Source organism: Arthrobacter sp. AL12 (assembly GCF_029960645.1).
In the GTDB taxonomy this organism is placed as follows: domain Bacteria; phylum Actinomycetota; class Actinomycetes; order Actinomycetales; family Micrococcaceae; genus Arthrobacter.
On record NZ_JASBQY010000014.1, the window covers coordinates 50,374 to 70,628 of the forward strand.

Below are 20,255 nucleotides of genomic sequence, written 5' to 3' on the forward strand. Positions count from 1 at the left end.
AACATTCAGGAGATAACAGTGCACAATGGGTGCATGATTGATCCACGGCTCGTAACACTTCGGGTGTTTGCCCGGTGCGGCACCGTTGGCGCAACCGCGGAGCTCATGGGTTATTCCCCCTCCGCCGTCTCCGCGCAATTGCGGGAGCTCCAGCGCGTGCTTGGAATGCAGCTGCTGACGAAGGACGGCCGGGGTGTGCGGCTGACCGCCACGGGCCGCTTTCTCGTGGCGGGCTCGGACACCGTAATCGCGGAATGGGAGAGCCTGCGCGCCGCGGCCATGGAGGCCGGCGACCAGGTGCAGTCCCGTTTTGGCCTCGGCGGATTCTCCACGGCAGCCGCCCAGTTGCTCGCGCCGCTGGCCGCCACCCTGCGCGCAACACGCCCCCTGCTGGAGGTGCAGGTACTCGAGGCCAACCCGGCTCGCTGCTTCGATTTGTTGGTTGCCGAGCGAATCGACCTCGCGGTCATCGTCGCCATGCAGTCCGACACCTATGCCGAGGACGATCCGCGCTTCGAGCAGACCGTTCTGCTCGACGATCCCCTGGACGTGATCATTCCCTCCGGCCATCCGTTGGCATCGCGGGAAACGGTGACGCTCGAAGAGCTGGCGTCGGAACCCTGGATCACCGAGGCCGCCGGTTCCACCTACCATTCCCTATTCACCGCGGCGTTCACGGCAGTCGGGGTGACACCGCGGATTGCCCATGAGGCCGTTGAATGGGAAACCCAGATCGCCTTCGTCGGTGCGGGGCTGGGCGTGGGCCTGCTGCCGCGACTGGCGCCCCTGCGTAGTGCCGAAAACGTGGTTCGACTGCGCATTACTGGCAAGGGGAAGCCGGTGCGCCGCATTGTCGCAGCGGTGCGCAGGGGCAGTATCGCATCGCCCCTGATCCAGGAGTCGCTCGGCATCCTGCAGGCCAGCGCCAATCGGATCCTCACCGCCCGACCCGAAGACGATCTCTGACATCACATTGTTGAGCCGGACTATCATGCGATCCTGCAGTCCGGGCCCTGGGTGGATTGTTATTTGCTATGCGTGTGCCTCGGCGGCACGGGCCGGAACAAGCCGCGTGCCGCCGAGGCGGGGTTGCTACTCAAGGTGCGCAGCTATTTCCTGTCCAGATCCGGACGCTGGCGTTCGACGGCGGGGATGCTCCCCGTGGGAGTCCCTCCCAGACAATCCGCGTCGGGGCACTTTTCGGCGCAGTCGTGCTTTGTTACGAGGTCGAACTGCACGCCGCCGTGTTGTTCCACGCCAGTGCGGATGGCCCGCTCCACTACGGATGTGGCCAGGCGACGCCGTAAGGAAAGGGGATCGCGACGCAGGTCCTTGGTGAGGGCAAAGCAGAGCAACATCATGACGATGACGAACGGTAACGCCGCCACGATGGTGATCCGTTGCAGGCCAGCCAAGGCTTCCGATGGTTGATCACCGCCGGCCAGCAGCATGACCGCCGCCACGGCGCCGGTGAGGCAGCCCCAGAAGATGACCACTCCGCGGCGGGGGTGCTCGGCGCCATTGGAGCTGAGCGATCCCATCACGATTGAGGCAGCGTCGGCGCCAGTGATGAAGAAGATGGCGACCAGAACCATGGCCAGCACGATAACGGCAGTGGTAGCCCAGTCGGGCATGCTCAGGTTCTTGATCAGGTCGAAGAGTGCTCCGTCGAAGTTCACGGACGGTGTCCCGTTGACCATGGTGACCAGGCCGGGGGTGTTGGCCTTGTCGGCTTCCTGCTGCACCTGGAAGGCGGCGCCTCCGAAGATGGCAAACCAAATCACGCTGACGACGCTGGGCACCAGCAGCACACCGGTGACGAACTGGCGGATGGTGCGGCCGCGGCTGATGCGGGCGATGAAGAGGCCTACGAAGGGGGTCCATGAGATCCACCAGGCCCAGTAGAAGATAGTCCAGCTGCTCATCCAGCTACGCAGGGACTCATCGCCGACCGCTTCAGTCCGCGACGACATCTCGGCCAGATCGCGGGCATAGTCGCCGACCGCGGAGGGGATCAAGTTAAGGATGAAAAGGGTGGGGCCGGCGATGAAGACGATCAATGCAAGGGCGACGGCCAGGACCATGTTGATGTTGGAGAGCCACTGGATGCCGCGGCTGATACCAGAGACGGCCGAAGCGACGAAGCATAAGGTCAGGAAGGCAACGATCGCTACGAGCACGGGGGTGCCGATTTCGCCGAACCAACCGTTGGAGGTCATGCCGCTGCCAATCTGCAGGGCGCCCAGGCCCAAAGATGCAGCGGTACCAAACAAGGTGGCGAAAATGGCCAGGATATTGATGAACTTCCCGATTGGCCCTTCGACCGTCCTGACGCCGAAGAGCGACGTGAAGGCGACAGAGATCAGTTGCCTGCGACCCAAGCGGTAGGTCCCGTAGGCCATTGCGATGCCGACAACTGCATACATGGCCCAGGGGTGCAGAGTCCAGTGGAAGATCGAGGTGGCCATGGCCGTCTGGATGGCTTCGGGGGTCCGTCCGTTCACAGTGCCGGGCGGGGGAGAGACGTAGTGGTAGAGCGGTTCGGCCACGCCGTAGAACATCAGCCCGATGCCCATGCCGGCGGCGAACATCATCGCGACCCAGGAGACTGTACGGAATTCGGGCTTTTCGCCGTCCTTGCCCAGCGGGATGTTGCCGAACTTGCCCAGGGCCAGCCACAGGACGAAGATCACGAAGAGCGATGCCATGAGCATGAAAAGCCATCCGGTGTACTCCATGACCCAGTTGAGGGCACCCGTGGAAGTGTCGGACAGGCTGTCGCGTCCCACGAAGCCCCAGATAACAAAGGCAATGGCGATGACGCCGGTGATCCCGAACGTGATCTTGTCGAGAACGAGCTTATGGTTCCGGCGATCCGCAACTGCTTGCTCGGTCTTGGCATGACGCAGCTCTTCGAGGATTTGCTCGTGCTCGACGTCCGGCGGAGGGGGTCCGCCTCCTTCCTCCGGATCGAGGACAGCGGGGTTGCTGTCTACTTCGCCGGAGACACTGATGACTGTTTTACTCTTCCCCCCACGTCCAGGTTCTTCGTTACGCCGAGCCTCTGCCACCCCGTCGTCTGCAGGCAACTCCTCGGGCGTATGGGATTTTAGGTGACTATCAAAAGCCATGAGCGGGTCCTTTGCTCGGTGAGGCATGGGCCGGAGGTTAAACATGGCCCTCGGGAGTCAGACCGGCCGGAGGCTGGGGGCCTCGTCCGGTTTGATGATCATGATGTTGCCGTCGACGATTTGCACTTCGTGGGTGCGTACCGGCAGTTTGCCGTAGCGCCTCCCCGGAGCGAGGTACAGAGTGGGCGGACCTTGTGCATTGGAGCACCCTTTTTGTTCAGGTGAATAAGGTCGCGGCAAGGGGTAAGGACGGGATCGTTCCGCGTTACTCAGAAAATCGCAATTAGTACTGATAGGTTGATATGTTTGATTATCAGTAAAGATATATCAGTTACATCGTATGGCAGGACTGGGTGTGTGTCCAGAGATTTCTTAGCGGCCGTGTATCAGGCTGAGCGCCTCAGCCCGGGCCGCCGGCAGACGGAGCTCCCCGCGGACGGCTGAAGTGATGGTCTTGGCCCCGGGCTTGCGGACACCCCGCATCGACATGCAGAGGTGCTCGCACTCAACTACCACAATGGCCCCCAGGGGCCGCAGCGAACTCACCAGCGCATCAACGATTTGGGTTGTCAGCCGTTCCTGGACCTGGGGCCTGCGTGCAAAGACATCGACGAGCCGGGCCAGCTTGCTCAGCCCCGTAACGAGACCCTTAGCCGACGGGATGTAGCCAACGTGGGCTACGCCGTGGAACGGCACCAGGTGGTGCTCGCAGGTGGAATAGAAAGGGATGTCCTTGACGATGACCATTTCTCCGTGCCCAAGGTCAAAGGTTTTATCCAGCACGGCCAGGGGGTCCTCATGGAGCCCGCCAAATATCTCCGCAGCGGCCCGGGCCACCCGCGCGGGCGTGTCCACGAGCCCTGGCCTGTCCGGGTCCTCTCCGATCGCCAGCAGATATTCACGGACGGCCTGCTCAACCCGCGGCCCGTCCACACCCTTGGACGCTGTTGCCGTCGCCATGTCGGCGCTCACGCTTCGGCCCGTTCCAGCCGAACGATGACGGACTTGGATGTCGGTGTACCGCTGGTGTCAGCTACGGAATCGAGCGGCACGAGCACGTTGGTCTCCGGGTCGTACGCCGCCGAACAACCCTTCGGTGTCGAGTGCAACGGGGCTTTTAGAGCCATGTGATCTTCCCTTCAGATCCGGGCAGGAAACAGCGGGCCGGGATTGCTTGGTGGCTTTATGGTGGCCTCATGCAGCATCGGCAGGCTGTCCAGGAGGCCGGGCAAGCGGCCTAGGTCGTTGAAAGTGTAGACGTGGAAACCGGCAAAGAGGGGATCACCCGCCAGCTCTTGGTGAACTTGGCGAATCAGTCGGCCACTGTCATAGTTCAGCAAATCCCCTCGCTGCCAGAGGGCGCCAGCCATGCCTGAACTGCGGGCCAGCTTGAGCGAACGGCCAACACCGAGGCGTGCTCCCATGGACACCAGCTTCTTGACTGAGACCGGACCGGGCACCCCAACCCACACCGGGAGCTCGACGCCGTTCTTGCGGATCGTCCGAAGGTAGTCGCTGATCGCCTCGGCAGAAAAGCACATCTGGGTGACCAGGGATGACGCCATCGGCGCCTTGATCTCGAGGCTGCTTAGGAGCTTGTCCTGGCCCAGGTGGGGGTGGCCTTCGGGGTAGCCGGCAATCCCTACTGAAAAATCATCCGAATACGCTTTAACAGCCTCCAGGAGCTGTCCGCTCCAGCAGTAGGGACCCGCGGGGGTACGGCGGTCACCGGCCACGAGAAACAGCTCGGAGACTCCCGCCCCCTGCAACTCCAGCAGCAGGGAATGCAGTTGGGCCTCGCTGGTGATGCTGCGGGCGGCCAAGTGGGGAACCGCGTGGTACCCCAGGCGCGCCAGGCGCGTGGAAGTTGCTACGGTGCGTTCAGGACCGTGGTGCGGAAGGCACGTCACACTTACGGAGCCCGGAGGATTAAGTACCACGGGGAGCGCCGTGAGCAGATCGGCTGAAGGAACAACTTCGAGCCGCACCCTTGCAGCAGCTTCGTTGCCCATGGCTCTCCTTCGTGGCGTACGGGTTGCAAAGCCCGTGCAGTCCGGGGCTTATCAATTGGATGGCACGTAGCCCTTGACATTCTTAGGCTGACGTATTGATATATCAGTTGTTGGAATACTATGTACTGAGAGCCGGGGCGTCAAGGCTCGGATGCATCGGGAGGAGTCTTGAAAATGGCAAACGCTGGCGGATTACCGGTGAAGGCGGGGGGTTCCTCGGTGCCGCAGCGGCAAGATGACGAATCCTTTGCCGACTTCGCCTACAGGATCTTGTGCGATGAATTGATCGTTCTGGACATCAAGCCGGGGGAGCCCCTCAACGATGAAGTAATCTCCAAGCGTCTCGGTGTGGGCCGGACGCCAATCCGCGAAGCCATGAAGCGGCTTGAGAGCGACCATTTGGTGGTGGCCTATCCGCGGCGCGGAACGTTCGCCGCGGGCGTGGACATCAAGGATCTGGCTGAAATCTCCGAGATTCGCCACCTTCTGGAGCCTGCCGCAGCCGCGCGGGCTGCGCGGATGGCGTCGCCGAAGCTTCGGCAGGAGCTTAGGGACTTTGCACAGGAAGTAGAGCAGCTGCTGCCAGGGATGCAGTCGCAGCAGGACCTCATGCGCCTGGACATGCGGGTACACCGGACGATCTATCGCGCCACAGGAAGCCGACACCTACAGGATGTCCTGATTCGTTACGACAATCTGGCAACCCGAATTTGGAGCCTGGTGCTGGAAAAGCTCCCGCCGGTGTCCGAGCATATTGCCCAGCATATTGAGCTTCTCGAATGCATCGCGGCTGGGGACTCTGAAGCTGCTGCGCGGTTGACCGCCCAGCACGTCACCGATTTCGAGAAGCTCATCAGGGCTGCGCTGTAGACGGCAACCGGCCGCGGAGGCAGCGGCGCTTCAGGGGGCGAAGGGTCCAGGACTCGAGGGCGGAGACAAAGTCCCGCCCTTCAGGGGTATCCGCGCCTTCGACGGCAACGACAACGGGTTCCAGGGCTGGCAAGTGCGTCTACCGTGGATCACCCGGCAGCTTCCAGGGCTAGATCACGCGACTGCTTCCGCGCGGCCTCGGTTGTGTGCAGCAGAAGCAGTGATGTGGTGACGGAGCCCACGCCGCCGGGGACAGGGGTCAGCGCCGCGGCGACGCCGCGCACGCTGGCTGTGTCGACATCCCCCACGAGTGAACCGTCGGGAAGGACGTTGGTGCCGACATCGATCACTGTGGCCGCTGAAGAAACGTGGTCGCCGATCAGTAGGCCGGTGCGCCCGGCTGCGACGACCACGACTTCGGCGGTCTTGGTGTATTTCTCCAGCGGCCCTGACCTGGAGTGGCAGATAGTGACCGCGGCGTCGCGTTCCAGCAGCAGCAGGGACAGCGGCTTTCCCACGACGGCGGAACGGCCAATGACGACGACGTTCCGGCCAGCCAGTGGGATGTCAAAGTGGTCAAGGATCTCGATCACGGCGCGGGCAGTAGCAGGTGCGAACGCGGGCTGGCCGACAGCCAGCCGTCCCAGGCTTAACGGGTTCGCGCCATCTATGTCCTTCTCCGGGGCAATGTGCCCGACCAGCTCATCCGTCTGGACGCCGGGAGGCAGCGGCGTCTGGAGGATGATGCCGTTCACTGAAAGATCGGCGCTGAGGTCCTTCAGGACGGCGGCCAAGGCGCGTCCGCTGGCACCGTGGCCAAGGTCCACGACCCGGCAACTGATGCCGGCCTTCTCCGCGGCGCGTTCGATGGACCGGACATACCAATGCGTGGAGCCGTCGTCGGTGGCCACAACGACCGCGAGGGTGGGCCGTAGCCCGGCGGTTGCAAGGTCCTGCGCCTCATCATGGGCTTTCTGCTGGATGGTCTTTGCCAGTGTTTTGCCGGAGAGGAGTACGGTGCTCAACCGAGGATCCTTCCGCGCACGCGCCCCACGAGGGAGTCCGCTGCCAGGATGACCTTTTCCTCGATGCCGTCGGTCTGGGCAGCCAGCCGTGAACGGGCCGCGGCGTCTTTGATGGCCACCACGTTAATGTCGATGTTGACCCGGGCGGTGGTGGCGGCTGCGCGGGCTGCGTCTGCGGCAGCAGCGATGTCGCTGATCACATTGGCGTTCGCGACCTCGAAAAGTTCCGTGGCAAGATCCACGACGGCGCCGGCTAGCTTGATGAGCTGTGCGGGGGTTTGCGCGGCCAGGATAAGGGCGCCCTGGATGGATTCCGTTCGTGCGGCCTTGAGGTCGTCCGTCCCGGTCGGAAGCTTGTACGAAGCGATGACGCCCCGGAACGCATGCTGGTCAGCGTCAGCCAGCCGCAGCGCCTCGGCCACCATTCCGTCCGCAGCGGCGATGATCCTTTGAACGAGGTCGGCGTGCTGGTCGTATTTCGGGCCGGTGGTGTACCTTCCAACCATGGCGACGAGGGCCGCCCCCTGGGCGGCGTGGATGGCTGCGACGGCGCCGCCGCCGGGGGTGGGCTCGCGTGAGGCGAGGCTGGCGAGGTAGCCATTGATTGTGTCTGAGCTGATCATGTGTCTTCCTGAGTATGAGAGCCATGGAAGGCTGCGGCCCGGACCCTGGTCCCAGGGGAGGGGTCCGGGCCGCTGCCTTGAATGGTCCGGCGGGGTTTTTAGCCGCGGAGCCTGGTCATCGTGGGGTCGTACAGCGGATCTGCGGTGACCGTGGCCTGGATGCGCCGGCCGAAGTACTCGATCTCAACGGAATCGCCCACGGAGACAGCGGCTGGGAGGTACGCGTAGGCGATCGGTTTGGCGACGGTGTAGCCGTAGGCGGCGCTGGTGACGTAGCCGACCGCCTGGTCCTTGTAGAAGACCGGTTCCTTGCCCAGGACGATGCTCCGGCCGTCCTCGACCGTCAGGCAGCGCAGGTGCCGTGCGGAGTTTTCCTCGGTACGGCCTTCCAGCGCTTCCTTTCCGACGAAGGATTCCTTGGCCATCTTCACGGCGAATCCCAGTCCGGCTTCCAGGGGGTCGTGCTCGGTGGTCATGTCTGTGCCCCAGGAGCGGTAACCCTTTTCAAGACGCAGCGCGCCGAACGCTGCACGGCCTGCCGCGATGACACCGTGAGGCTGGCCGGCCTTCCACAGCGCATCCCAGAGGCGCTGCCCATTGTCTGCGCTTGTGTAGAGTTCCCAGCCCAGCTCGCCGACGTAGGACAGGCGCATGGCCGTGACGTTGACGCCGCCGATCACTACCTCCTTGGCGCGGAAGTAACGGAGACCGTCGTTGCTGAAATCGTCGCTGCTGACAGTGCTGATGAGGTCCCGGGCGAGGGGGCCCCAGAGGCCGATGCAGCACGTGCCGCCCGTCGTGTCGCGCACCTGTACCCAGTCGCTGGCGCTCCCGCTTTCAGTCTGATGGCGGGCTGCCCTCTCAAAGTAGGCTGTGTCGATGTTTCCGTTGGCTCCGAGCTGAAAGGTGTCTTCGCTCAGCCGGGCTACGGTGATGTCGCTTCGGATGCCGCCGGCGTGGTCCAGCAGGAGGGTATAGGTAACTGCGCCGGGCTTCTTTGCCATGTCCGCGGTGGTGAGTTCCTGCAGCAGCTTCAGTGCTCCCGGGCCGGAGACCTCGAGGCGCTTGAGCGGAGTCATGTCGTACATGGCCACCGCCGTGCGGGTCTTCCAGGCTTCAGCGGCGGCAATCGGCGAGCTGAACATCCCCGACCAGGCGTCGCGGGCCGGCGGCAGCCAGCTGTCCGGCATTTCCTTCAGCAGCTCCGCGTTGGCTTCGAACCAGTACGGGCGTTCCCATCCGCCGCCCTCCAGGAAGAACCCGCCCAACTGCTTGTGGCGGGCGTGGAACGGACTCACGCGGAGGTTGCGGGGGGAGAGCTTGGACTGGAGCGGGTGGAGGACGTCGTAGATTTCCACGAAATTCTGCTGTGACGTTTCGCTGACGTATTCCGGGGTCAGCTGAACCTCTTCAAAGCGATGAATATCGCAATCACCCAGATCGATCTCCGACCTGCCGGTGGTCAGCAGTTCGGCAACGGCGCGGGCGATACCGGCAGAGTGGGTCACCCACACGGCTTCGGCGACGAAGAAGCCGTCCAACTCCTTGGACTCGCCCACCAGGGATCCGCCGTCGGGGGTGAAAGAGAAGATGCCGTTGAAGCCATCCTCTATATCGCTTTCCCGCAGCGCGGGCAGCATCCGTTTCGTGGCTTCCCAAGCCGGCAGGAAGTCCTCCACGGTGAAATCCAGCCGGGAGGGCATGTTGTGTTCGCTGATCGCGGAGGGCTCAAAGGTGCCAAGTTCGTCAAGGTCCACGGGCATGGGGCGGTGGGCATAGGAACCGATGCCGTAGCGTTCGCCGTGCTCGCGGTAGTAAAGGTCCTGGTCCTGGTGTCGCAGAATGGGCAAGGAGGCCCCGTGGGGCAGGTCGTTCTTGCCCTTCAACGCCGGCACCGGAGTGGTCTTGACGTACTGGTGGGCCAAGGGCAGAAGAGGAACGGACATGCCGATCATTTCGCCGATCTTGGCGCCCCAGAAGCCTGCGCAGGAAACCACGATGTCCGCGGGGATAACACCGTCGGATGTCTGGACGCCCGTGACGCGCCGGCCGGACTGTTCAATACCGGTCACCGTAGTGTTGCCCCGGTACTTGACGCCCGCGGCTTCCGTACGTTTGATCAGCAGCTGAACGGCGCGGGCGGCGTTGGCCAGGCCGTCGCTGGGGACATGGAGTCCACCCAGGACGTCCTCCTCGTTCAGGAGCGGGTAGAGCTCCATGCACTCCTCACGCGAGAGCATCTTGCCGTCAATTCCATACGATGCCGCGTATCCGAGCTTCCGCTTCAGGTCAGCGAGACGGGTCTCGGTGGTGGCGACCTCGAGGCCGCCGACCTGGTTGAAGCAGCTGACGCCGTCCTCGGTCAAGGACAACAGCTTCTCCACCGTGTACTTGGCGAAGAGCGCCATGGACTTTGAGGGGTTCGTCTGGAAGACAAGGCCCGGGGCGTGGGAGGTGGAGCCCCCGGGCATGTTCAGTGGCCCTTGGTCCAGGACGGTGATGTTGTTCCAACCCCGGGTGACCAGTTCATCGGCCAGGTTCGTGCCGACGATTCCGGCTCCGATAATGACAATGCTTGGCGTCGATGCCATGTGGTTTCTCCTGCTGATATTCGTGTGTGTTGTCTCTGCGGGTTTGGTGGCTTCTACTTACCGAAACACGACGGTGCTGGTCCGATCCAGCAGCACACGGTGTTGGCAGTGCCAGCGCACGGCGCGGGACAGCGCCAATGCCTCCGCGTCCTGGCCAACCGTTGAAAGGGCGGTCGGTCCGTAGCTGTGGTCGACCCTGATGACTTCCTGTTCGATGATTGGCCCCTCATCCAGTTCCGCGGTGACGTAGTGGGCCGTGGCGCCCACCAGCTTGACGCCACGATCGTAGGCCTGGTGGTAAGGGCGCGCACCCTTGAATCCCGGGAGGAAGGAATGGTGGATGTTGATAGCCCGGCCTGCCAAAGAGCGGCAAAGGTCGTCGGACAGTACCTGCATGTACCGGGCGAGTACGACGAGGTCGATGTTATGCTCGTCCACCAGTTCCAGCAGGCGCCGCTCGGCATCTGCCTTGGTCTCGGGGGTCACCGGGAGGTAGATGAAGGGGACGCCGGCGGCCTCGGCCATGGCCCGGTGAGTTTCATGGTTGGAAACCACAAGGGCGATGTCGCCGCCGAGGCTTCCGCCCCGCCACCGGAACAGCAAGTCGTTCAGGCAGTGGCCGAACTTGGACACCATGACGAGGAGGCGCTGCTTCGTCTCGTCATGAAAGCTGAATTTCATGTCGAAGCGGTCAGCGATCGAACGGAATTCTTCCTCGAGCCCGTCCGGGGTGTGGGCAGAGGGGCCCGAGAATGCCGTGCGCAGATGCAGAGTCTCGCGGAGGCCGTCATCGAACTGCTGGTGTTCTTCGATGTTGAAGCCACGCTCAAAGAGGAACGTGGTGACCGCTTGGACGATGCCTGCGCGTTCGACGCACGACAATGTGAGAACGAACTTCTTCGTCGGCTCTTCCCCAAGAACCTCCGACCGGGGCAGCGTGCTGGTAGATGAGTCTGTCGCCGTTAGCGTCATGTCTCCGCCTTTAGATATATTCTTATAATTGTTACTGATATATTAGACTTGATCACCAGCGTATACTGGTCATTGGGAGAGGTCAATAGCCTTCTCACTGGAATTGAAAGGGGTCCACGGATGGCTGTCGAAGCTGTGGTGCGTGCTGGTGATGACGCCGCAAGGAGGTCGTTGGCGGATATAGCCTATGAACGCATCCGGGACCGGCTGCTGATGCTGGACATTAAGCCCGGCGACCTCCTTAATGATGACCAGCTCGCCAAGGACCTTGGCGTCGGGCGGACACCGGTGCGCGAAGCCTTGAAGCGGCTGGAGCTCGATCGCCTCGTTGTGTCCTACCCGCGGAGAGGAACTTTCGCGACGCGCGTGGAGGTTACTGACCTTGCGTTCATTTCCGAAATCCGCACGCAGCTTGAACCCCTTGCCGCTGCCCGTGCTGCGCGCGTGGCCACGGCGTCTGCCAGGGAGCAATTGCGCGATGTCATGCGCGCCGTTGAGGCATTCGACGCGGGCGCAGCGTCCGTCGTCGAAACGCTGCGGCTGGACGCCAGTGTGCACCGAGGCATCTATGCGGCCGCCGGCAATCCCCACCTTGAAGATGTCCTGATCCGCTACGACAATCTCGCAACACGAATCTGGTGCATGGTCCTGGATCGCCTGCCCGACCTGTCCCGGCACGTCCATGAGCACGTGGACCTGCTCCGCGCCGTTATCGACGGAGATGAGGCAGGGGCCGCTGAACTCGCACGGATCCACGTCAGTGGCTTCGAGCATGCGGTACGCGAAGCTCTTTTCGCCGCCTGAGGCAGGCGCCGCCGGCCACGAAACTAAAGCGCAGCCCTGAATGGGCTGCGCTTTAGCCCATTCCGGGCCGATTTGGTCCGCTGGGTGGCCCCCAGCCCCGCCGGCCAGGCCGGCCGGAAAATCTGTTGACACCTACCGGCACGGATAGCATACTTGAGTCACTGAACTAATATATCAACAGGATATTAGAGAGACTAGGAGACATGATGGTCGATGTTCTGACCCGCTCGCTCGCAGAGACCGATCCCCAGGTCCACGCCGCTGTGCACCAGGAATTGCTGCGCCAGCAGGGGACACTGGAGATGATCGCCTCCGAAAACTTTGCGCCGACTGCCGTCATGGAAGCCCAGGGATCTGTGCTGACCAACAAGTATGCCGAAGGCTACCCCGGCAAGCGCTACTATGGCGGCTGCGAGCACGTCGACGTGGTCGAGCAGCTGGCCATCGACCGCCTCAAGTCACTCTTCGGCGCCGAATTCGCTAATGTCCAGCCCCACTCCGGCGCCCAGGCCAATGCAGCGGCGATGTTCGCCCTGATCCAGCCCGGCGACACCATCCTGGGCCTCAACCTCGCACACGGTGGCCACTTGACCCACGGGATGCGAATCAATTTCTCCGGCAAGCTCTACAAAGTGGTCCCGTACGGAGTCGCCGAAGACACCATGCTGATTGACATGGCTGAAGTCGAGCGCCTGGCGGTCGAGAACAAGCCGAAGCTGATCGTCGCCGGCTGGTCCGCTTACTCCCGGCAGCTGGACTTCGCCGAGTTCCGCCGGATCGCGGACCTGGTGGGTGCCTACCTGATGGTGGACATGGCGCATTTCGCAGGCCTGGTGGCCGCGGGGCTTCACCCCAACCCCGTGCCTCACGCCCACATCGTCACGAGCACCACCCACAAGACCCTGGGCGGCCCGCGCGGTGGTGTGATCCTGACCAACGACGCCGGCATCGCCAAGAAGGTCAACTCCGCGGTGTTCCCCGGACAGCAGGGTGGCCCGCTGGAGCACGTCATTGCCGCGAAGGCTGTTGCGTTCAAGCTCGCTGCTGAGCCGTCGTTCCGCGACCGCCAGGAACGCACCCTGGAAGGCGCCCGCATCATCGCAGAACGCATGCTGTCCGCCGACGTTGCAGAGTCCGGCGTCACCGTAGTCAGCGGTGGCACTGACGTGCACCTGGTCCTGGTGGATCTGCGCAATTCGGAACTGGACGGCCAGCAGGGCGAAGACCGCCTGCACCGGATCGGCATCACGGTCAACCGCAACGCCGTGCCCTTCGACCCGCGTCCGCCGATGGTCTCGTCCGGTCTTCGTATCGGCACGCCGGCACTGGCCACGCGTGGCTTCGGGAAGGCAGAATTCACCGAGGTCGCGGACATTATCGCCGCAGCACTCAAGCGCGAGTTCAGCGACGAGACCGTGGCGGAACTCCGGCAGCGGGTTGAAATCCTGGCCGGAAAGTTTCCCCTCTACCCCAACCTCTCCTCTGACGTGACCGAGGTGGCATGATGGCCGATCTGCTTCCGGAGCACCCGGAATTCCTCTGGCGCAACCCGGACCCCAAGAAGAGCTATGACGCCGTGATTGTGGGCGGCGGCGGGCACGGCCTCGCCACGGCCTACTTCCTGGCCAAGAACCACGGGATGACCAACATCGCCATCCTGGAAAAGGGCTGGCTGGCCGGCGGCAACATGGCCCGGAACACCACGATCATCCGCTCCAACTACCTCTGGGACGAGAGCGCCGCGATCTACGAGCACGCCCTGAAACTGTGGGAGATCCTGCCGGAGGAGCTCGAGTACGACTTCCTGTTCAGCCAGCGCGGCGTCATGAACCTGGCCCACACCCTGGGCGACGTGCGCGAAAGCATGCGCCGGGTCGGGGCCAACAAGCTCAACGGCGTGGACGCCGAGTGGCTGGACCCGCAGCAGGTCAAGGAACTCTGCCCCATCCTGAACATCAATGACAACATCCGCTACCCCGTGATGGGCGCCACCTACCAGCCGCGCGCCGGCATCGCCAAGCACGACCACGTCGCCTGGGCGTTCGCCCGCAAATGCGACGAACTCGGCGTGGACATCATCCAGAACTGCGAAGTCACCGGCTTCGTCAAGGACGGCAACAGGGTCACCGGCGTCAAGACCAACCGCGGCACCATCAACACCGAAAAGGTCGGCCTCTGCGCGGCCGGGCACAGCTCGGTCCTCGCGGAAATGGCCGGGTTCCGGCTGCCCATCCAGTCCCACCCGCTCCAGGCACTGGTCTCAGAACTGCACGAGCCCGTCCACCCCACGGTGGTCATGTCCAACCACGTCCATGTTTACGTCTCCCAGGCGCACAAGGGTGAACTGGTCATGGGCGCCGGCGTCGACTCCTACAACGGCTACGGCCAGCGCGGTTCCTTCCATGTGATCGAGCACCAGATGGCAGCCGCCGTCGAACTCTTCCCGATTTTCGCCCGCGCCCACGTGCTCCGGACCTGGGGCGGGATCGTGGACACCACCCTCGATGCCTCCCCGATCGTGGGCACCACCCCGGTGGAGAACATGTTCGTCAACTGCGGCTGGGGCACCGGCGGTTTCAAGGGCACCCCGGCAGCGGGCCTCACCTTTGCCCACACCATCGCCACGGGAACTCCGCACGAACTGAACAAGCCGTTTGCGCTGGAGCGGTTCGAAACGGGCGCCCTGATCGACGAACACGGCGCCGCCGCCGTGGCCCACTAGAAGAGAGTCCGGACATGCTCCTCATTTCATGCCCCAACTGCGGCTCCCGCGACGAGACCGAGTTCCACTACGGCGGCCAGGCCCACGTGGCCTATCCGGAGAACCCGAACGAACTGAACGACCGTGAATGGGCCGAGTTCCTGTTCTACCGCGACAACACCAAGGGCGCCTTCGCCGAACGCTGGCTCCACAGCACCGGCTGCCGCCAGTGGTTCAACATGCTCCGCGACACCGTCACCTACGACATCCAGGCTGTCTACCCGATGGGCGCCGCCCGTCCGGACAAATCCGCCCCGGCGCCTGAATCCGGCACCGCCAGCACCGCCCCGGACAGCACCACCACCGGGACCGCGGCGCCCAGCATCGCTGCAACCAGCACTGCCACAAGCACAGCCCCCGCCAGCGCCACCGCCCCGGAAGGAGCAACCAAGTGACTTCCAAGAACGCCCGCCTCGACGCCGGCGGACGCATCGACCGCACCATCTCCTGGCGTTTCACCGTGGACGGCGAGGATTTCACCGGCCACCCCGGCGACACCCTCGCCTCGGCCCTGCTCGCCAACGGCCGCATCGCCGCCGGCAACTCGCTGTACGAGGACCGCGCCCGCGGGATCATGTCCGCCGGGGTGGAGGAATCCAACGCGCTGGTTCGTATTGAACCCCGGTTCCCGGGCCACGTGGCCGAGTCGATGCTCCCGGCCACTACCGTCACTCTGGTGGACGGCCTGAAAGCAGAGCTGCTCAACGGCCTGGGCAAGCTGGATCCGGAGGAGGACCGCGCCGAGTACGACAAGAAGTACGTCCACACCGATGTCCTGGTGATCGGCGGCGGTCCGGCCGGCCTCGCCGCGGCCCGCGAGGCCGTCCGCACTGGCGCCCGGGTCATCCTGATGGACGACCAGCCCGAGTTGGGAGGGTCGCTCCTGTCAGGGTCCACGGCTCCCGGCCTGGTCGAGACCATTGAAGGCAAGCCGGCCCTGGAGTGGGTGGCGGACGTTGAGGCCGAATTGGTTTCCGGCCCCGAGTGCACCGTCCTGAACCGCACCACCGCCTTCGGCGCCTACGACGCCAACTACGTCATCGCCGTCCAGAACCGCACAGACCACCTGTCCAGCCCCGCAGCACCGGGCGTGTCCCGGCAGCGGATCTGGCACGTGCGCGCCAACCAGGTGGTGGTTGCTCCCGGAGCCCACGAACGCCCGCTGGTGTTCGAGAACAACGACCGCCCCGGCATCATGCTCGCTTCGGCGGTCCGCAGTTATCTCAACCGCTACGCCGTTGCCGCGGGGCAGCGCGTTCTCATCAGCACCACCAATGACAGCGCCTACGCGCTGGCTGCGGACCTGCAGGCTGCCGGCGTCAAGGTAGCCGCGGTCGTCGATGCCCGTGCCAAGTTCACGGACGTTGCTGCGGCCGCCGTCGAGGCAGGCACCCGGGTGCTGATCGGCAGCGCCGTGGCCGCCACCGCCGACGGAACAGGAACAGCCTCGGACGCCGGCGACGGCCGTCTCACCGCCGTCACGGTCCGCAGCATCAACGACGACGGCGAACTCACCTCCGGCATCGAAGAGATCGGCTGCGATCTGCTGGCCGTTTCCGGTGGCTGGAGCCCGCTGGTCCACCTTCACTCCCAGCGGCAGGGCAAGCTGCGCTGGGACGATGAGCTCGCCGCTTTCGTGCCGAGCACCGTGGTCCCGAACCAGCAGACCATCGGCTCCGGCCGCGGCAGCTTCGAACTCGCGGACTGCCTGGCCGAGGGCATCTCCGCCGGAGCGTCGGCCGCCGCCGCCGCTGGCTTCAGCCCTGAAAATGCTGGCGCAGTCGTCGGTCCGCTGGTCTTTCCGGAACCGAAGGCGTCGGCCCCGACCCGGCAGCTGTGGCTGGTCCCGGGCCAGTCCGGCACTCCGGAGGACTGGCACCACCACTTCGTGGATTTCCAGCGTGACCAGTCTGTGTCCGATGTGCTGCGCTCCACCGGAGCCGGCCTGCGGTCCGTGGAGCACATCAAGCGCTACACCTCGATCAGCACCGCCAACGACCAGGGCAAGACCTCCGGCGTCAACGCGATCGGCGTCATCGCCGCCGCGCTCCGCCAGGCAGGGGAAGCCTCGCGCGGGATCGGCGACATCGGCACCACCACCTACCGTGCACCGTTCACCCCGGTGGCGTTCGCGGCTCTCGCCGGACGCCAGCGCGGTGAATTGTTCGACCCCGCCCGTGTCACCTCCATCCACCCGTGGCACGTCGCCCAGGGTGCCCTGTTCGAGGACGTCGGGCAGTGGAAGCGCCCCTGGTACTACCCGCAGGCCGGGGAGGACATGGACGCCGCAGTGCTGCGGGAATGCGCCGCCGTCCGGGAGTCCGTGGGCTTCATGGACGCCACCACGCTGGGCAAGATCGAGATCCGCGGCAAGGACGCCGGGGAGTTCCTGAACCGGATCTACACCAACGCGTTCAAGAAGCTCGCCCCGGGTTCCGCGCGCTACGGCGTGATGTGCATGGCCGACGGGATGATTTTCGACGACGGCGTCACGCTCCGCCTTGACGAGGACCGCTACTTCATGACCACCACCACCGGCGGCGCCGCGAAGGTCCTGGACTGGCTGGAGGAATGGCTGCAGACCGAATGGCCGGACCTGGACGTGCACTGCACCTCGGTGACCGAACAGTGGTCCACCATCGCCGTCGTCGGACCCAAATCCCGGGCCGTCGTGGCGAAGCTGGCTCCTGAACTGGCGGCCAACGGCGGCCTGGACGCCGAGGCGTTCCCGTTCATGACGTTCAAGGAAACCACCCTCGCCTCCGGCGTGCAGGCCCGGGTCTGCCGGATCTCGTTCTCCGGCGAACTGGCCTACGAGATCAATGTCCCGTCCTGGTACGGGCTGAACATCTGGGAAGCCGTGGCCGCGGCGGGGGCGGACTTCAACATCACCGCCTACGGCACCGAAACGATGCACGTGCTGCGGGCCGAAAAGGGTTACCCGATCGTCGGGCAGGACACCGACGGGACTGTCACTCCGCAGGACGCGGGCATGGAATGGGTGGTGTCCAAGGCCAAGGACTTCATCGGCAAGCGCTCCTACGCCCGCAAGGACGCCGGCCGCACCGACCGGAAGCATCTGGTCAGCGTCCTTCCCGTGGACGGAACGATCCGGCTGCCCGAAGGCACCCAGCTGGTGGAAAAGGGCATCACCATCAACCCCGCCGACGGCCCCGTCCCCATGCAGGGTTTCGTGACCTCGAGCTACCACAGCGCCGCCCTTGGACGTTCCTTTGGGCTGGCACTGATCAAGAACGGCCGCAACCGCATCGGCGAAACCCTGGTGGCCGCCGCCGGCGACCAACTCGTTGATGTTGTGGTGGCAGAAACCGTACTTTATGACCCCGAAGGGACCCGCAAAGATGGCTAAGACAGCAGCACTGACAGGCGTCAATGGACTCCGGGACATCCGCCGCAGCCCCGCCTCCCACCTGGCCGAGGCCCTGGATGCCGGCTCCGTCCGGGGCCAGGTCGTCCTCAACGAAGGCCCGTTCCAGACCATGGCCGGAGTCCGCGTGGACCCCCGCTCCGAGGGAGGATCCCGGATCGCAGCCGTGACCGGCGGACTGCCGGTGCGCTGCGGCGAAGTGACCGGCACGGACAGCATCAGCGTCCTCTGGCTCGGACCTTCCGAGTTCCTGGTGGTGGCACCGGAAGCTGCCCATGATTCCTTGGGTGGCACCCTCATCGGATCCCTCGTGGAAGCACTGGGCGACGCCCCGGGCCAGGTGGTGGACCTCTCCGCCAACCGCACCACGTTCGAGCTCTCCGGCCCGCAGGCCCGGGCAGTTCTGGAAAAGGGCTGCGCCCTTGACCTGCACCCCCGCAGCTTCACCCCGGGAACAGCCCTGAACACCGAGGTGGGCAACATCCCGGTGGTCCTTGAGAAGACCGGGGAGGAAAGCTTCCGGCTCTTCCCCCGCGCCTCCTTCGCAGACTTCCTGGGCCGGTGGCTCCTCGATGCCATGCGCGAGTACGGCTCGCCGGAGGTCCCCTGATGGCGCTTAGCGTCCTGGATCTCTTTTCCGTTGGCATCGGGCCCTCGTCGTCACACACGGTCGGCCCGATGCGGGCAGCAAAGCTGTTCGCCGACGGACTCAAGGGCGACGGCCACCTGAGCGCCACCAAACGCGTCCAGGCTGAGTTGTTCGGTTCCCTCGGTGCCACCGGGCGGGGCCATGGCTCGGACAAGGCAGTGGTCCTGGGCTTCACAGGGCTGGACCCGGAAACCGTGGACACCGCCACGGCTGATGACCAGGTGGCCGCCGCAGCCCTTGACGCGGAACTGTGGGTGTGCGGGGACCACCGGGTGGATTTCAACTGGGACGAGGACGTGGTGCTGCACCGGCGCAAGTCCCTCCCGGCCCACCCCAACGGCATGACCTTCCGGGCCCTCGACCACGGCGGGGCCGTCCTGAGCGAACGGAGCTTCTACTCCATCGGCGGCGGCTTCGTGGTGGACGGCGACGCCGACGCCAGCGACCGCGTGGTGGCCGACGCTACAGTCCTCCCCTTCCCGTTCACCACCGCCGACCAACTCCTGGAGATCTGCAAGCGCGAGGACATGTCCATCTCCGACGTCATGCTCGCCAACGAACTCGTCTGGCGCAGCGAAGCGGAACTGCGTGAGAAGCTGCTGGCACTCTGGGCAGTCATGCGCGAATGCGTGGACAACGGCTGCGCCGCGGAAGGGATCCTTCCCGGCGGACTGAACGTCAGGCGCCGGGCGCCGTCGTTATTCCAGACCCTGACCGCGGACACAGGCGTCACCGATCCGCTGCGGGCCATGGAATGGGTGAACCTCTTCGCCCTCGCCGTCAACGAGGAAAACGCCGCGGGCGGGCGCATCGTCACCGCACCCACCAACGGCGCGGCAGGAATCGTCCCCGCCGTCCTGCACTACTACGTGAAGTTTGTTCCCGGCGCCAACGACGACGGCGTGGTCCGCTTCCTCCTGGCGGCGGCCGCCGTCGGAATCCTCTTCAAGATCAACGCCTCCATCTCCGGAGCCGAAGTGGGCTGCCAGGGCGAGGTGGGCTCGGCCTGCTCCATGGCGGCCGCCGGCCTCTGCGAGGTCCTGGCCGGCACGCCCGAGCAAGTGGAAAACGCCGCGGAAGTGGGGATCGAACACAACCTCGGCCTGACCTGCGATCCCGTGGGCGGCCTGGTGCAGATCCCCTGCATCGAACGGAACGCCATCGCCAGCGTGAAGGCCATCAATGCCGCGCGGCTGTCCCTGCACGGGGACGGCAGCCACAAAGTATCCCTCGACAAAGCCATCAAAACCATGCGGGAGACAGGAGCGGACATGAAAACCAAGTACAAGGAAACCTCCCGCGGGGGTCTCGCCGTCAACGTCATCGAGTGCTGAGCCCTGAAGTACCTGTGGCCCCAAGCCTGAACAAGGACCCAGGCAGTCACGAGCTCGTCACCGCCGCCGGCAGCCACCGCGTCAAGCGCGGCCGG

Annotated in this window: 17 protein-coding genes; 9 read left to right on the forward strand and 8 right to left on the reverse strand. The window is 64.6% G+C overall.

The genetic code is table 11. The features are described from left to right. The first annotated feature begins 33 nt into the window (after positions 1 to 33). A complete protein-coding gene (locus tag QK291_RS14460; protein ID WP_282383109.1) occupies positions 34 to 966 on the forward strand; it encodes a LysR family transcriptional regulator in 933 nt (310 codons plus the stop codon). Between the two features lie 143 nt (positions 967 to 1,109). Here QK291_RS14460 and QK291_RS14465 read toward each other — a convergent pair whose 3' ends face one another. From QK291_RS14465 to QK291_RS14480, 4 genes are all read right to left on the reverse strand, one after another. Then, a complete protein-coding gene (locus QK291_RS14465) occupies positions 1,110 to 3,131 on the reverse strand; it encodes a BCCT family transporter (RefSeq protein WP_282383112.1) in 2,022 nt (673 codons plus the stop codon). Positions 3,132 to 3,503: 372 nt separating this feature from the next. Next, positions 3,504 to 4,091 carry a GTP cyclohydrolase I FolE gene (folE, locus tag QK291_RS14470; RefSeq protein WP_282383194.1) on the reverse strand — a complete coding sequence of 196 codons (588 nt, stop codon included), beginning with the start codon at positions 4,089 to 4,091 and terminating at the stop codon, positions 3,504 to 3,506. Positions 4,092 to 4,099: 8 nt separating this feature from the next. Then, complete coding sequence (locus tag QK291_RS14475) at positions 4,100 to 4,258, reverse strand: hypothetical protein (RefSeq protein WP_282383201.1); 159 nt, start codon at positions 4,256 to 4,258, stop codon at positions 4,100 to 4,102. 12 nt (positions 4,259 to 4,270) lie between these two features. Then, the gene (locus tag QK291_RS14480; RefSeq protein WP_282383115.1) at positions 4,271 to 5,143 is read right to left on the reverse strand and encodes a methylenetetrahydrofolate reductase; all 873 of its coding nucleotides are present in this window, start codon (positions 5,141 to 5,143) and stop codon (positions 4,271 to 4,273) included. A gap of 174 nt (positions 5,144 to 5,317) precedes the next feature. On the opposite strand from QK291_RS14480, the gene QK291_RS14485 reads away from it, so the two are divergent. Beyond that, complete coding sequence (locus QK291_RS14485) at positions 5,318 to 6,013, forward strand: GntR family transcriptional regulator (protein WP_282383116.1); 696 nt, start codon at positions 5,318 to 5,320, stop codon at positions 6,011 to 6,013. A gap of 149 nt (positions 6,014 to 6,162) precedes the next feature. Here QK291_RS14485 and QK291_RS14490 read toward each other — a convergent pair whose 3' ends face one another. The 4 genes from QK291_RS14490 to purU all read right to left on the reverse strand — a co-directional run bounded on the left by QK291_RS14490 (position 6,163) and on the right by purU (position 11,224). Beyond that, the gene (locus QK291_RS14490) at positions 6,163 to 7,038 is read right to left on the reverse strand and encodes a bifunctional 5,10-methylenetetrahydrofolate dehydrogenase/5,10-methenyltetrahydrofolate cyclohydrolase (protein ID WP_282383118.1); all 876 of its coding nucleotides are present in this window, start codon (positions 7,036 to 7,038) and stop codon (positions 6,163 to 6,165) included. Continuing rightward, positions 7,035 to 7,661 carry a cyclodeaminase/cyclohydrolase family protein gene (locus tag QK291_RS14495; RefSeq protein WP_282383119.1) on the reverse strand — a complete coding sequence of 209 codons (627 nt, stop codon included), beginning with the start codon at positions 7,659 to 7,661 and terminating at the stop codon, positions 7,035 to 7,037. Before QK291_RS14495 ends, QK291_RS14490 begins: the two co-directional genes overlap by 4 nt. 98 nt (positions 7,662 to 7,759) lie before the next feature. Continuing rightward, a complete protein-coding gene (locus QK291_RS14500; RefSeq protein WP_282383120.1) occupies positions 7,760 to 10,252 on the reverse strand; it encodes an FAD-dependent oxidoreductase in 2,493 nt (830 codons plus the stop codon). 57 nt (positions 10,253 to 10,309) lie between these two features. Then, positions 10,310 to 11,224, reverse strand: a complete 915-nt coding sequence (gene purU / locus QK291_RS14505; RefSeq protein ID WP_282383121.1) for a formyltetrahydrofolate deformylase — start codon at positions 11,222 to 11,224, stop codon at positions 10,310 to 10,312. Positions 11,225 to 11,344: 120 nt separating this feature from the next. Here purU and QK291_RS14510 point away from each other — a divergent pair, with 120 nt between their 5' ends. The 7 genes from QK291_RS14510 (at position 11,345) to QK291_RS14540 (ending at position 20,160) form a co-directional block, all read left to right on the forward strand. Further along, on the forward strand, positions 11,345 to 12,028 hold the full coding sequence (locus QK291_RS14510; protein WP_282383123.1) for a GntR family transcriptional regulator: 684 nt from the start codon (positions 11,345 to 11,347) through the stop codon (positions 12,026 to 12,028). Between the two features lie 206 nt (positions 12,029 to 12,234). Next, positions 12,235 to 13,533 (forward strand): serine hydroxymethyltransferase, encoded by a 1,299-nt coding sequence (gene glyA, locus QK291_RS14515; RefSeq protein ID WP_282383195.1) that lies wholly within the window; start codon positions 12,235 to 12,237, stop codon positions 13,531 to 13,533. Continuing rightward, complete coding sequence (locus QK291_RS14520; RefSeq protein ID WP_282383198.1) at positions 13,533 to 14,750, forward strand: sarcosine oxidase subunit beta family protein; 1,218 nt, start codon at positions 13,533 to 13,535, stop codon at positions 14,748 to 14,750. The genes glyA and QK291_RS14520 overlap by 1 nt, the downstream gene beginning before the upstream one ends. Positions 14,751 to 14,764: 14 nt before the next feature. Beyond that, positions 14,765 to 15,184: a sarcosine oxidase subunit delta gene (locus tag QK291_RS14525; protein WP_282383125.1), complete on the forward strand. Its 420-nt coding sequence runs from the start codon at positions 14,765 to 14,767 to the stop codon at positions 15,182 to 15,184. Next, positions 15,181 to 18,159, forward strand: a complete 2,979-nt coding sequence (locus QK291_RS14530) for a 2Fe-2S iron-sulfur cluster-binding protein (protein ID WP_282383127.1) — start codon at positions 15,181 to 15,183, stop codon at positions 18,157 to 18,159. Before QK291_RS14525 ends, QK291_RS14530 begins: the two co-directional genes overlap by 4 nt. After that, positions 18,152 to 18,787, forward strand: a complete 636-nt coding sequence (locus QK291_RS14535) for a sarcosine oxidase subunit gamma family protein (RefSeq protein ID WP_282383129.1) — start codon at positions 18,152 to 18,154, stop codon at positions 18,785 to 18,787. Before QK291_RS14530 ends, QK291_RS14535 begins: the two co-directional genes overlap by 8 nt. Next, positions 18,787 to 20,160, forward strand: coding sequence for an L-serine ammonia-lyase (locus tag QK291_RS14540; RefSeq protein WP_282383131.1), 1,374 nt, complete (start codon positions 18,787 to 18,789; stop codon positions 20,158 to 20,160). Before QK291_RS14535 ends, QK291_RS14540 begins: the two co-directional genes overlap by 1 nt. Positions 20,161 to 20,255 lie beyond the last annotated feature (95 nt).

Bases quoted from the DNA above. Each gene is read 5' to 3' on its own strand.
- QK291_RS14460 (WP_282383109.1), top strand. From the start codon at position 34: ATGATTGATCCACGGCTCGTAACACTTCGGGTGTTTGCCCGGTGCGGC.
- QK291_RS14465 (WP_282383112.1), bottom strand. From the start codon at position 3,131: ATGGCTTTTGATAGTCACCTAAAATCCCATACGCCCGAGGAGTTGCCT.
- folE (WP_282383194.1), bottom strand. From the start codon at position 4,091: ATGGCGACGGCAACAGCGTCCAAGGGTGTGGACGGGCCGCGGGTTGAG.
- QK291_RS14475 (WP_282383201.1), bottom strand. From the start codon at position 4,258: ATGGCTCTAAAAGCCCCGTTGCACTCGACACCGAAGGGTTGTTCGGCG.
- QK291_RS14480 (WP_282383115.1), bottom strand. From the start codon at position 5,143: ATGGGCAACGAAGCTGCTGCAAGGGTGCGGCTCGAAGTTGTTCCTTCA.
- QK291_RS14485 (WP_282383116.1), top strand. From the start codon at position 5,318: ATGGCAAACGCTGGCGGATTACCGGTGAAGGCGGGGGGTTCCTCGGTG.
- QK291_RS14495 (WP_282383119.1), bottom strand. From the start codon at position 7,661: ATGATCAGCTCAGACACAATCAATGGCTACCTCGCCAGCCTCGCCTCA.
- QK291_RS14500 (WP_282383120.1), bottom strand. From the start codon at position 10,252: ATGGCATCGACGCCAAGCATTGTCATTATCGGAGCCGGAATCGTCGGC.
- purU (WP_282383121.1), bottom strand. From the start codon at position 11,224: ATGACGCTAACGGCGACAGACTCATCTACCAGCACGCTGCCCCGGTCG.
- QK291_RS14510 (WP_282383123.1), top strand. From the start codon at position 11,345: ATGGCTGTCGAAGCTGTGGTGCGTGCTGGTGATGACGCCGCAAGGAGG.
- glyA (WP_282383195.1), top strand. From the start codon at position 12,235: ATGGTCGATGTTCTGACCCGCTCGCTCGCAGAGACCGATCCCCAGGTC.
- QK291_RS14520 (WP_282383198.1), top strand. From the start codon at position 13,533: ATGGCCGATCTGCTTCCGGAGCACCCGGAATTCCTCTGGCGCAACCCG.
- QK291_RS14525 (WP_282383125.1), top strand. From the start codon at position 14,765: ATGCTCCTCATTTCATGCCCCAACTGCGGCTCCCGCGACGAGACCGAG.
- QK291_RS14535 (WP_282383129.1), top strand. From the start codon at position 18,152: ATGGCTAAGACAGCAGCACTGACAGGCGTCAATGGACTCCGGGACATC.
- QK291_RS14540 (WP_282383131.1), top strand. From the start codon at position 18,787: ATGGCGCTTAGCGTCCTGGATCTCTTTTCCGTTGGCATCGGGCCCTCG.